The 11,560-nt window shown below is 70.5% G+C and carries 11 protein-coding genes; 7 read left to right on the forward strand and 4 right to left on the reverse strand.

What is annotated here, in order from left to right; all coding sequences use genetic code 11:
* The first annotated feature begins 3 nt into the window (after nt 1-3).
* The 7 genes from I5731_RS19960 to I5731_RS01530 all read left to right on the forward strand — a co-directional run bounded on the left by I5731_RS19960 (nt 4) and on the right by I5731_RS01530 (nt 6,732).
* Nucleotides 4-939: an AEC family transporter gene (locus I5731_RS19960; protein WP_197309589.1), complete on the forward strand. Its 936-nt coding sequence runs from the start codon at nt 4-6 to the stop codon at nt 937-939.
* 314 nt (nt 940-1,253) lie between these two features.
* Complete coding sequence (locus tag I5731_RS01505; RefSeq protein WP_197309590.1) at nt 1,254-2,330, forward strand: ABC transporter substrate-binding protein; 1,077 nt, start codon at nt 1,254-1,256, stop codon at nt 2,328-2,330.
* Between the two features lie 49 nt (nt 2,331-2,379).
* Nucleotides 2,380-3,216, forward strand: a complete 837-nt coding sequence (locus I5731_RS01510) for an ABC transporter permease (RefSeq protein ID WP_197309591.1) — start codon at nt 2,380-2,382, stop codon at nt 3,214-3,216.
* A 2-nt stretch (nt 3,217-3,218) separates the two neighbouring features.
* Entirely contained in the window at nt 3,219-3,998 is a 780-nt protein-coding gene (locus I5731_RS01515; protein ID WP_197309592.1) for an ABC transporter permease, read from the forward strand.
* Entirely contained in the window at nt 3,995-5,569 is a 1,575-nt protein-coding gene (locus I5731_RS01520) for an FAD-dependent oxidoreductase (protein ID WP_197309593.1), read from the forward strand. Before I5731_RS01515 ends, I5731_RS01520 begins: the two co-directional genes overlap by 4 nt.
* Entirely contained in the window at nt 5,566-5,898 is a 333-nt protein-coding gene (locus I5731_RS01525; RefSeq protein WP_197309594.1) for a 4Fe-4S dicluster domain-containing protein, read from the forward strand. The genes I5731_RS01520 and I5731_RS01525 overlap by 4 nt, the downstream gene beginning before the upstream one ends.
* A 51-nt stretch (nt 5,899-5,949) precedes the next feature.
* Nucleotides 5,950-6,732, forward strand: a complete 783-nt coding sequence (locus tag I5731_RS01530) for an ABC transporter ATP-binding protein (RefSeq protein WP_197309595.1) — start codon at nt 5,950-5,952, stop codon at nt 6,730-6,732.
* Nucleotides 6,733-6,806: 74 nt separating this feature from the next.
* Here I5731_RS01530 and I5731_RS01535 read toward each other — a convergent pair whose 3' ends face one another.
* The 4 genes from I5731_RS01535 to I5731_RS01550 form a co-directional block, all read right to left on the reverse strand.
* Nucleotides 6,807-7,478: an HAD family hydrolase gene (locus tag I5731_RS01535; protein ID WP_197309596.1), complete on the reverse strand. Its 672-nt coding sequence runs from the start codon at nt 7,476-7,478 to the stop codon at nt 6,807-6,809.
* Nucleotides 7,479-7,558: 80 nt separating this feature from the next.
* Nucleotides 7,559-9,334: a thiamine pyrophosphate-binding protein gene (locus I5731_RS01540; protein ID WP_197309597.1), complete on the reverse strand. Its 1,776-nt coding sequence runs from the start codon at nt 9,332-9,334 to the stop codon at nt 7,559-7,561.
* Nucleotides 9,335-9,518: 184 nt separating this feature from the next.
* Complete coding sequence (locus I5731_RS01545) at nt 9,519-11,237, reverse strand: ABC transporter substrate-binding protein (protein WP_407941806.1); 1,719 nt, start codon at nt 11,235-11,237, stop codon at nt 9,519-9,521.
* Between the two features lie 104 nt (nt 11,238-11,341).
* Nucleotides 11,342-11,560: DUF2160 domain-containing protein (locus I5731_RS01550; RefSeq protein ID WP_197309599.1), on the reverse strand; the 219-nt coding region annotated here is incomplete at its 5' end.

Consider the following 11,560-nt stretch of genomic DNA (forward strand, 5'->3'; position numbering starts at 1 on the left):
GCCGTGGAAACGCTCAACGCCATCGCCCCGCTGTTCGCCGTGATCCTGATCGGCTTTGCCGCGGTGCGGACCGGCTACGTCCCCGCCGAGGCGCTGCGCCCGGTCGGGGACATCGTACTGCGCATCGCGCTGCCGGCGCTGATCTTCCTGTCGGTGGCGGGCGCCCCGCCCGGCCAGGGGCTGCAGCCGGCGGCGCTCATCGCGATCGCGACCGGGTCGCTCACCGCCTTCGGCGTCGGCATCCTCACCGCCGTCGCCATTCTCAAGATTTCCTTGCCGCGGGCGGCGATGATCGCGCTCGGTATCTCCGCCTCGAACAGCGGCTTCATCGGCTATCCGATCGCGCAGCAGCTGTTCGGCGCGGCCGAGGCGGGCCGGCTGCTCGCCCACATGATGGTGGTCGAGAACCTCATCATCATCCCGCTCGCCATCGTGCTCTCCAGCGAAACGCGGGATGGCGGCAGGGGCCGGGCGCTGGCGCTGCTGCGCGATCTCTCGCGCAATCCGCTGATCCTGGCGCTTGCCGCGTCCTTCGCCTTCCGCCTCCTCGGCCTGTCGCTGCCCGATCCGGCGGTGCGCACGCTCGACCTGCTGGCGCGGATGTCGCCGCCCGCCGCCCTGCTCATCGTCGGGGCGACGCTCGCCGCACTGCGGCCGCAGGGCCAGGTCGGCGGCGTCGCGTTGATCACCTTCGGCAAGCTGGTGCTGCACCCGCTGTTCACGCTCGGTGCCTTCGCGGCGATCGGCGGCGTCCCGGGCAGCTTCGTGCAGGGCGCGGTGTTGTTTGCGGCGATGCCGATGGTGTCGATCTATCCGATCCTCTGCCACAGCGTCGGCCTCAGCGCCCTCGCCGCGACCGCTTTAATGACCGCGACGATCGCCTGCACGGTGACGCTGGCGCTCTGGCTTCCGGCGCTGCGGCAGCTCGGATTCGGCTGACGGCACCGGTGCGGGCCGTCAGCCCGCAATCTCGCGGCGGGACCGCGCAGGGGTGCCGCTCCGGCGGCGAGGAAAAAAACTCCCAAGTTGAAGGCGGACGCCTGCGGATGCGTCGCGCCGCGAGCCGGATCGGCGACAACCGCTTTCGCGGATCGTCGCCGCGCTAGGCGATGCCCGTGTCCGGTGGTCGCGGCGACCCCGCCGGTGCGTTGACAGCCGGGCGCACGCCAAATTTAATCTACTCACTTGATAGAGATTATAGGGGCGAAGCCGGGAAGCCCGCTTCCCATCCGCCCGTCGGCATGGAGAAACAGATGAGCCACTATTCCCAGACGCGCCGCGGCTTCCTCGGCGCTTCCGCCGCCAGCCTGCTGCTCGCGTCGATGCCGGTCCGGGCGTTCGCCCAGGAGGCGACGCCGGCGAAGATCCGCTTCTTCGGCAATCCGGCCGACTACGGCCAGCCCTACACCGTCGGCATCCTCGGCATCGCCCATACCCGCGGCTTCCTCGCGGAGGAATTCGCCGGCGAGAACGTCGAGCTGGAATTCACCTATCCGGCCGGCAGCGGCCCGGCGATCAACGAGGCGATCGCCAACGGCCAGGTCGATTTCGCCCGCTACGGCGGCTTCCCCAACATCACCGGCAAGGCGCGCGGCCTGCCGACGCGGCTGCTCGCCTCGGTCGGCACCGGCCACGCCTATCTCGTGGTTGGCAATCAGGTGAAGGCCGAGACGGTCGCCGATCTGAAGGGGCTCAAAGTTGCGATCGGCCGCGGGACCGCGCCGCACCTCGCCTTCATCCGCGTGCTCGAAGAACACGGTCTCGCCCAGGACGACGTCGAGCTCTTCGACCTCGAGGGCGGCGACGAACTCACCGCGGTCGCGTCGGGCGCCGTCGATATCGGCTGGGGTGGTGGCGGCTTCCTGAAGCTCGTCCAGGACGGCAACGCGAAGCTGATCTACACCAACCGCGGCAAGACCGCCCGCTCGAACAGCTTCGGCGGCTTCCTCGTCACCGAGAGCTTCCTCGAGCAGTATCCGGCGACGACGCAGCGCGTGGTGAACGCCTATGTCCGCGCCGCGCACTGGGCCGCCCAGCCGGAGAACTTCGACGGCGTGCTCGAGGCCTACGCCAAGGCCGGCGAGTCGCTCGACGCGCTGCGGAAGGACTACGAGGGCCTGAAGTTCGCCGACCTGCTCAACCCGACGCTCGACGACTACGTGCTCGGCCAGTACCAGGGCGCGATCGATTTCGCCAAGGAAAACGAGCTGATCCGTAACGACGTCGACCTTGCGACGTGGTCGGACCGCGGCTTCGTCGAGCGGGCGATCGCCGAGGTCGGCGCGACGGGCACCTGGGCGCCGCGCGGCGCCGACGGCACGCCGGCATGACCTTGGGAAGCGGCGCGCCACTGGTGACACGCGTCCGGCGGAAGCGCCGATGACCATCGCGAGCACGGATCCCGGCTCCTATCGCCGGCGCGGCGGGCTCTTTGAGCCCGCTCCCTGGCAGGCCTCGGCGGCGGTCAACGTCGGCACGGCGCTGCTGCTGCCGCTTGCCGTGCTGCTGCTGTGGTTCGCAGCGGTGCACTTTGCCTGGGTGTCACCGCTGATCCTGCCGCCGCCAGGCATGGTCGTCGAAACGGCGGCCGGCATGTTCGCCTCCGGGCAGATCTTCTCGGAAGTCGCCATCAGCCTCGGCCGCATCGCGGCGGGGCTCGCGATCGGCGGCGGGCTCGGCATCGTGCTCGGCATCGCGATGGGGCGGTCGGAGACCGTGGAAGCCTATCTCGGGCCGACGATCCGGGCGATCTGGCTGGTGCCGGCGCTCGGCTGGCTGCCGTTCCTGATGCTGTTCCTCGGCGTCGGCGAGGGGCTGAAATTCGCGATGATCGCGAAGACCTGCTTCATGCCGCTGATGGTCACGGCCTACGAGGGCACCAAGGCGATGCCGCGGCGCTACCTCGAGGTCGCGCGCGTGCTGGAACTGCCGCGCTGGACCGTGCTGTCGAAAGTGATCATTCCCGCGGCGCTGCCGTCGATGTTCGCCGGGCTGCGCCTCGCGGTGAGCAAGGGCTGGCAGGCGCTCGTCGTCGTCGAGCTGATCGCCTCCTCGTCGGGCATCGGCTACCTGATGAACTGGGGTCGCAAGCTGTTCTACCTCGATATCGTCATCGTCACGATGATCGTCATCGGCATCGTCGGCTGGCTGCTCGACTTTCTGATGCAGCGCGTCGAAACCCGGCTGACGACCTGGCAGACACGGTCGGCGGGCTGAGCATGGCAAGTTTCGCCCCCCGCCGCCGTTTCGACGCCCGCGGCCTGGTGATCCCGGCGCTGATCGTGGCCGGCTGGTACGTCGTCTCCGAAAGCGGCGTCGGCAACGGCTACGTCTTCGTCACCTACGACCGGATCTGGGCCACCTTCGCCGCGATGGTGGCGGACGGCACCCTCGTCGCCTCGATCGTCGGCACGGTGCTGCGCATGGCGGCCGGCTTTGCGATCGGCGCCGGCTTCGGCCTGCTGCTCGGCCTTGCGACCGGGCTGTCGGACCTCGCCGGCCGTGTCGTCAGCCCGACGTTCCATGCCGTGCGCCAGATCGCGATCTTCGCCTGGATGCCGCTGCTCACCGCCTGGCTCGGCATCGGCGGGCAGACGATGATCGCGCTGATCGCGCTCGGTGCGTTCTATCCCATGGTGATCAACGTCGAGGCGGGCTGCCGCAACGTGCCGGGGCCCTATCTCGAGGTCGGCCGCGTGCTGGAGCTGTCGCGTTGGCAGACGATCCGGCGCATCGTGCTGCCCGCCGCCGCGCCGGCGATCTTCGCCGGCCTCGAACTCGGCCTCGCCACCGCGTGGCTCTCGACCATCGGCGCGGAGTATTTCATCGCCGCCGGCGACGGCCTCGGCATCATCCTGTCCGCCTCGCGCATGCGCGGCTCGATGGACGGCGTCATCGTCGGTATCGTCTTCATCGGCCTCGTCGGCTTTGCGATCAACCGGCTGCTCGCCGTCATCGCGCGCCGCGCCTTCGCCTGGCGCGGGGAGGCCGCCCGATGAGCGGCCCGACGCATCCGGCGGCGGCCGGCCCCGACCTCGTCGCCGACGTGCTCGTGATCGGCGGCGGCCCGGCCGGCTGCTGGGCGGCGCTCTCCGCCATGGAGGCCGGCGCCAGCGTCGTGCTCGCCGAAAAGGGCTATGTCGGCACGGCGGGGGCGACCGCCGCCGGCAACTCCTCGATCGTCTATACGTTGCCCGCCAGCGCGGGACGCGAGAAGGCGATCGCCCAGCGGGTGGCGCGGGGGCTCGGCCTCGTTGCCGCCGACACCGTCGACCGCGTGTTCGACGAGGTCTACCGGCAGCTCAACCGGCTCGCCGACTGGGGCTACGGCTTCCCGAAAACCGAAGACGGCACTTCCTATCGCGGCTCGATGCGCGGCGTCGATTATCTCCGCTTCCTGCGGCAGCGGCTGGTGAAGGGCGGCGTGCGCATCCTCGACCAGAGCCCGGCGCTGGACCTCCTCGTCGCGGACGGCGTCGTCGCCGGCGCCCGCGGCAGCGACCGGCGCACGGGCGCGCCATGGACGGTGCGCAGCGCCGCGACGGTGATCGCATCGGGCGGCTGCGCCTTCCTCAGTGGCGCACTCGGCACCCGCAACCTGACCGGCGAGGGTTACCTGATGGCCGCGGAAGCGGGGGCGCGCTTTTCCGGCATGGATTTCACCGGTCAGTACGGCATCGCGCCGCGCCACACTTCGGTGACGAAGGGCATCATCTACTTCTGGGCGAGCTTCTTCGACGAGGCCGGCGCGCGGCTGGAGTCGAAGGGCGACCGGCAGGACATCGTGGCGAACGGCCTCGGCCGCGGGCGGGTCTTCGCCATGCTCGACAAGGCCAGTCCGCGCGTGCAGTCCGGCATGCGCAGCCAGGCCAACATCTTCGCGCCGTTCGACCGGCTCGGCATCGACCCCTTCACCCAGCGCTTCGAGGTCGAGCTGATCTACGAGGGCACGGTGCGCGGCAACGGCGGCCTTTTGATCGGGCGCGACACCGCCACCGACGTACCCGGCCTCTTTGCCGCCGGCGATGCGGCAGCGCGCGAGGAAATGGCGGGTGCGACCAGCGGCGGCGGCGGGCCGAACGCCTCCTGGGCGCTCGCGACCGGCACCTGGTCGGGGCGCGCCGCGGCGGCGTTTGCGCGCGGCATCGGCGCGGCGCACGGCGACCGCCGCGCCGCGACCCCGGCGCCCGCGGCCGAGGGGCGGGGCGATGCGGCCGATACCGCGGCCGTGCGCGCCGCGATCCAGCGCGAGATCCTGCCGCTCGGGCGCAGCTTCTTTCGCAGCACGGCCGGGCTCGAGGCGGCGTCTGGTGCGCTGGAGACGGCCTGGCGCGATGCGGGCGCACTCGGGCGCACCGACGCGATTGCCCGCCGCGAGACCCAGGCGATGGCGGCGACGGCACGCTGGATCGTCGCCAGCGCCCGGCGGCGCGGCGAGAGCCGCGGCATCCACCGGCTGGCCGACCGGCCGGCGCGCGACGACGGCCAACTCCACCGCATTCTCTCCGGCGGGCTCGACCGGGTCTTTGCCGCCCCCGTCGGCGCTCGGCACATGGAGGCGGCGGAATGATCGAGCTCGTCAGCGAGAGCCGCTGCATCCAATGCAACATCTGCGTCAAGGCCTGCCCGGACAACGTCTTCGACGCGGTCGAGGCGGCCGCCCCCGTGATCGCGCGCAAGGCCGACTGCCAGACCTGCTTCCTGTGCGAGCTCTATTGCCCGGCCGATGCGCTGTTCGTGTCGCCGCTGCGTGACCGGGACGATCCGGTGGACGAGGCGGACCTCGTCGCGCGCGGCCTGCTCGGCAGCTTCGCGCGCAACATGGGCTGGAAGAACGCCAAGCCGCGCGGCACCGACAAGGACCTCACCTACCGGATGTTCGAGGACCGCGACATCTGAGCGGACGCCGCGATCTCCGGGTGATGAACGAAACAGGCGAAGGACGAAGTCATGGCGCTCGCAGCCCGCGTTGCCGAACCGGAACCCGCCCTCGCGGTACAGCGCGTCTCGCGCGTGTTCCGCACCGCGGACGGCGCCGTGCCGGCGCTGTCGGACGTCTCGGTCGGCGTCGCACCCGGCGCCTTCGTCAGCCTGGTCGGCCCGAGCGGCTGCGGCAAGTCCACCCTGTTGCGCCTGCTCGCCGGCCTCGACGTGCCGGACGACGGAGAGGTGCTGTTCGAGGGGGTGCCGATCACCGGGCCGTCGCTGTCGCGCGGCATGCTGTTCCAGGACCACCGGCTGCTGCCGTGGCTCTCGGTCGCCGACAACATCGGCCTCGGCCTGCACAAGCAGGGGCTCGATGCCGAGGGCCGGCGCCACCGGGTGCAGGAGCTGATCGACCTCGTCGGGCTCAACGGCTTCGAGCGGGCCTATCCCTACCAGCTCTCCGGCGGCATGTCGCAGCGGGCGGCGATCGCCCGCAGCCTTGCGCCGCGGCCGCGCGCGCTGCTGCTCGACGAGCCGCTCGGCGCGCTCGACAGCCTGACGCGAGCGAAGATGCAGACCGAGCTGCTGCGGATCTGGGAGCACGAGGGCATCACCATGCTGCTCGTCACCCACGACGTCGAGGAGGCGGTGTACCTCTCCGACCGCGTCGTCGTCATGCTGCCGCGGCCGGGCCGCATCGCCGCGACCGTCGACATCGACCTGCCGCGCCCGCGCCACCGCGGCGACCCGGGCTTTGCCCGCATCAAGGCCGAGATCCTCGGCTGGCTCGGCGCCGACGGGCTCTGACGCGGCCTGCCGCGCCGACCGCCCATTGATGGAGCGCGGCGCGGCCGCGCAGCCGGGTTGCCGGGCCTGTGTCGCTAGGCGAGGCCGAGCAGCGTCCAGAGCCGCGGGTCGTCGAAGCGGGTGATCGCCAGCGCGACGTGGTCGGCTGCGAGCGCGTCCGCCGATGTCGTGGTGGTCACGGCGACGGCCCGCATGCCGGCGCGGCGGGCGGCTTCGATGCCCATCGGGGCGTCCTCGAACACCAGGCATTCGGCGGGGGACAGCCGCATCGTCTCGGCGGCGGCGAGGAAGAGGTCGGGGTGCGGCTTGCCGCGGTAGCCCATCGTCGGCGACATCACGCCGGCGAAGAAGCGGCGGAGGTCGAGCCCGTCGAGGATCATGTCGGCGTTTTCCTGCGGCGCCGCGGTGGCGACCGCCATCGCGCCGCCGGCATCGGCCCAGCGGCCGAGGAACGGCTCGAGCCCCGGCATCGCCGCCATCGCCGGCTGGTAGGCGGCGCGGAACATCGCCTCGCGCCGGTCGCCTTCGGAAATCCGTGCGTCACTCCCGAGATGCGGCAGCAGGCCGCCGATCACCTCGTCGGAGGCGCGGCCGGCGTTGGTGCGCAGGAAATCGTCCGCATCGAAGGGCAGGCCGTGCGAGGCGTACCAGAGACCCCAGCTGTCGGTGTGGAAACCCATGTTGTCGACCAGCGTGCCGTCCATGTCGAAGATCAGGCCGCGGATCGCCGTGTTCGTCGTCGTCATCAATTGCTCCGGAGGCGCGGCGTCGGCCGCGAAATGGCCATGGCCCGCTGCGGCCGGCTGTTGCCGGCCGCAGCGCATCGTCACTCGGCGAGATCGGGTGAGATCTTGTGGTCGCGCAGCTTGTAGACGGTGCCCGGCCGCGGCTTCGCCGTGGCGGCGCCTTCGCGCATGCGCCGCTTGAAGCTGTGGATCGGCGTCGCGAGGTCGTCGATGCGGATCTCGACCACCGACGGGCCGTCGTAGGCGAAGGCGGCGTCGAGCGCCGGGCCGATGTCGTCGGGCTTTTCGACGTAGAAGCCCTTCAGCCCCATGGCGGTGCCGGCGTCGGCGAAGCTCGGCGCGCAGCTCTGGCTCTCGAGCAGCGCCGACTGCACGTTCTTGAAGAAGATCTCCTGCCAGAGCTGGATCCAGCCGAGGCGGCCGTTGTTCAGCACGATGTTGACGACGCGCTGGTTCTGCTGCGCCTGGGTCGCGAGTTCGCCGATCGTGTAGGAGAACGCGCCGTCGCCGGCGACGGTGACGATGCGGGTGCCGGGCAGCGTCGCCGCCGCGCCGATCGCGGCGGGCGTCGAGTAGCCGAGGCCGCCCTGGCCGCGGGCGTAGAGGAAGCTGCGGCCCGCGCGGCGGGCGGGCAGGAAATTGGCGATCCAGCCGGCCGAGAAGCTCGCGTCGGAAATCACGATGTCGTCGTCGCCGAGCCGCTTGGCGAGCTCCGCCATGGCGCGCGGCGGCGAGATCGGGATCTGCTCGCTGTCGATCTCCACCTGCTTCAGCGCCTCGCCCTCGGCCTTCACCGCGGCGATCCGCGCCAGCCACTCGCCGTGCTGCTGCGGCTCCAGCGCCGCGTTCAGCAGGCCGAGCGCCTCGCGGATGTCGCCGAACAGCGGCACCGTCGGGCGGAAGGTGCGGCCGTGCTCGTCCGGATCGCTGTCGATGGTGATTGTCGCCTGCTCGGGCAGCGGCAGGGTCCAGTTCAGGGCGGTGTTCTGGCTCGCCTTGGAGCCGCACCAGATCAGGAGGTCGGCTTCCTTGACGAGTTCGATCGCCGCCCAGGCGCCGAGCGGGTTCAGCGCGCCGGCGGCATAGGGCAGCGTTTCGGGCACCGCGCCGCGGCCGGTGAGGCTGGTGACGACGAGGCCCTGCAGGCGCTCGGCGAAGTCGCAGGCGGCGGGGGCGGCATCGGCGCCGTGCACGCCGCCGCCGAAGATCACGGCGGGGCGCTTGGCCTTGCGGATCAGGGTGACGGCGTCGGCGACGGCCGAGCCGACCGGGGCGGAGCGCACGAAGGGCGCCCGGATCGCGCGGTCGTCGATCGAGATCGTGAGCGCCGCCTCGTCCCATTCCGCGTCGAACACGTCGTGCGGGATGATCAGCGCCACCGGGCCGGGGCGCGGCGAGGTCGCGACGCGGAAGGCGGTGCGGATCAGGTCGGGCAGGGCGCTGACCGAGGGCACCAGCCAGGCGTCTTTCGAGATCGTCTTGAAGAAGGAGAGCTGGTCGAAGCCCTGCGAGGCGATGCCCTTGTCCTTGAGCGACAGCCAGTCGAGCGGCAGCTCGCCGACGATGCCGATCATCGGGATCGAGGCGTTCAGCGCCTCGATGAAGCCGGCGGGCAACAGGTTGGCGCCGGGGCCGACGGTGACGTCGCAGACGCCGGGCTTGCCGGTCAGGCGGGCGTAGGCGTCCGCCGCATAGGCGGCGTTGCGCTCGTCGCGCATCAGCACGTGGCGGATGCGGTCGGTGCGGCGCGAAATGCCGTCGTGCAGTGCCGTCGTCTGTCCGCCGGGCATGCCGAACACCAGTTCGACGCCGTATTGCGCCAGCATCTCGGCGACGAGATCACCTATGTGGGCCATGTCTTTGAACCTCTAGCTCCGGAAGGCGGCGCCCGTGGCGTCGCAAGAACGGTGGATGGACAGGCCGGTGCGCGCGCGTGGGGACCTGGCCGTGTCGGAATGGGGCGCGGCCGCGCGGGGCTTGCCGCGGGCATGGCGGGGAGGGGACCGGCGCGGCCTTCGCCGCGCCGGGTTTGGTTGGGGATTACTGCTTCGCGTCGGCCCAGCTCTTCACCAGCTCGTCGTAGTTGACGGTGATGGGCTGTTCCTTTTCGTTCTCGACCTTGGGCTGCGGGGCGAGGGTGCCGTTGGCTTTGGCCTGCTCGACCCAGTATTCGAGGTCGTGCTCCTCGTTGAGCTTCGGGCCGATGTCACCCTGGACGCCGGCGCGCTCGAGGCGCGACAGCACCTTCTCCTGCTCCTCGCAGAGCGAGTCCATCGCCTCCTGCGCCGACTTCGCGCCCGACGACGCGTCGCCGATCGCCTGCCACCAGAGCTGGGCGAGCTTCGGATAGTCCGGCACGTTGGTGCCGGTCGGCGACCACTGCACGCGGGCCGGCGAGCGGTAGAACTCGATCAGGCCGCCGAGCTTCGGCGCCCGCTCGGTGAAGCTCTCGTGCCGGATCGAGCTTTCGCGGATCAGCGTCAGGCCGACATGGCTCTTCTTGACGTCCACCGTCTTCGAGACGACGAACTGCGCGTAGAGCCAGGCCGCCTTGGCGCGGTCGACCGGGGTCGACTTCAAGAGCGTCCACGAGCCCACGTCCTGGTAGCCGAGCTTCATGCCGTCCTTCCAGTAGACGCCATGCGGCGAGGGGGCGAAGCGCCACTTCGGCGTGCCGTCCTCGTTCACCACCGGCAGGCCGTCCTTGACGAGGTCGGCGGTGAAGGCGGTGTACATGAACATCTGCTGGGCGATGTTGCCCTGCGCCGGCACCGGGCCGGATTCGGAGAAGGTCATGCCCTGCGCTTCCGGCGGGGCGTAGGCCTTCAACCAGTCGAGGTACTTCTGGATCGCGTAGACCGAGGCCGGGCCGTTGGTGTCGCCGCCGCGCGCGACGCAACTGCCCACGGGCCGCGAGTTCTCGTCGACACGGATGCCCCACTCGTCGACCGGCAGGCCGTTCGGCAGGCCCTTGTCGCCGTTGCCGGCCATCGACAGCCAGGCGTCGGTGAAGCGCCAGCCGAGCGACGGGTCCTTCTTGCCGTAGTCCATGTGGCCGAACACGGCCTTGCCGTCGACGTCGCGGCCGGTGAAGAACTCGGCGATGTCCTCATAGGCCGACCAGTTGACCGGCACGCCGAGGTCGTAGCCGTACTTCGCCTTGAAGTCGGCCTTGTTGGTCTCGTCGTTGAACCAGTCGTAGCGGAACCAGTAGAGGTTGGCGAACTGCTGGTCGGGCAGCTGGTAGAGCTCGCCGTCCGGGGCGGTGGTGAACTTCAGGCCGATGAAGTCCTCGAGGTCGAGGCCGGGGTTGGTGACGTCCTTGCCCTCGTTCGCCATCCAGTCGGTCAGGCTGCGCGCCTGCTGGTAGCGCCAGTGCGTGCCGATCAGGTCCGAATCGTTGACGTAGCCGTCGTAGATGTTCTCGCCCGACTGCATCTGCGTCTGCAGCTTCTCGACGACGTCGCCCTCGCCGATCAGGTCGTGGGTGATCTTGATGCCGGTGATCGCGGTGAACGCCGGCGCCAGCACCTTCGATTCATACTCGTGCGTCGCGATGGTCTCCGACACCACCTTGATGTCGAGGCCGGCCAGCGGCGCCGCGGCGTCGATGAACCACTGCATCTCCGCTTCCTGCTCGGCGCGGCTGAGCGCCGACATGTCGCCGACCTCGGCGTCGAGGAAGCGCTTCGCGGCATCCATGTCCGCGAAGGCGGTATTTGCACTCATCATCAGGGCCGCCACGGCCGCCGATGCCATCCATGTCCGTCGCATAGTCGATCCTCCCAAGGATTCGAATTCTTCGTTGCCGGTTCCCACGCATGGACGGCCGCGCCTTGCCGCCGTCCGTCCCTGACCGCCCCCTACACCCAGCGAAACACGCAGAGCGCGTAGCCGAGGCAGAGGGCCAGAGCCCACCACAGGCTCGGGCCGACCAGCCCGAGCCAGAAAAGACAGATGAACGCGCTGCCGAGCAGCGACACGAACAACCGGTCGCCCCGCGTCGTCTCGAAGCGCAGGATCCCCACCCGCGGACTGCCGCCCGGCACCGCGTACTCCCACACCCCCATCCCGATCAGCAG

It is taken from the genome of Methylobrevis albus, assembly GCF_015904235.1.
Lineage (GTDB): Bacteria > Pseudomonadota > Alphaproteobacteria > Rhizobiales > Pleomorphomonadaceae > Methylobrevis_A > Methylobrevis_A albus.

Bases quoted from the DNA above. Each gene is read 5' to 3' on its own strand.
- I5731_RS01525 (WP_197309594.1), top strand. From the start codon at position 5,566: ATGATCGAGCTCGTCAGCGAGAGCCGCTGCATCCAATGCAACATCTGC.
- I5731_RS01510 (WP_197309591.1), top strand. From the start codon at position 2,380: ATGACCATCGCGAGCACGGATCCCGGCTCCTATCGCCGGCGCGGCGGG.
- I5731_RS01545 (WP_407941806.1), bottom strand. From the start codon at position 11,237: ATGGCATCGGCGGCCGTGGCGGCCCTGATGATGAGTGCAAATACCGCC.
- I5731_RS01530 (WP_197309595.1), top strand. From the start codon at position 5,950: ATGGCGCTCGCAGCCCGCGTTGCCGAACCGGAACCCGCCCTCGCGGTA.
- I5731_RS01515 (WP_197309592.1), top strand. From the start codon at position 3,219: ATGGCAAGTTTCGCCCCCCGCCGCCGTTTCGACGCCCGCGGCCTGGTG.
- I5731_RS01535 (WP_197309596.1), bottom strand. From the start codon at position 7,478: ATGACGACGACGAACACGGCGATCCGCGGCCTGATCTTCGACATGGAC.
- I5731_RS01540 (WP_197309597.1), bottom strand. From the start codon at position 9,334: ATGGCCCACATAGGTGATCTCGTCGCCGAGATGCTGGCGCAATACGGC.
- I5731_RS01520 (WP_197309593.1), top strand. From the start codon at position 3,995: ATGAGCGGCCCGACGCATCCGGCGGCGGCCGGCCCCGACCTCGTCGCC.
- I5731_RS01505 (WP_197309590.1), top strand. From the start codon at position 1,254: ATGAGCCACTATTCCCAGACGCGCCGCGGCTTCCTCGGCGCTTCCGCC.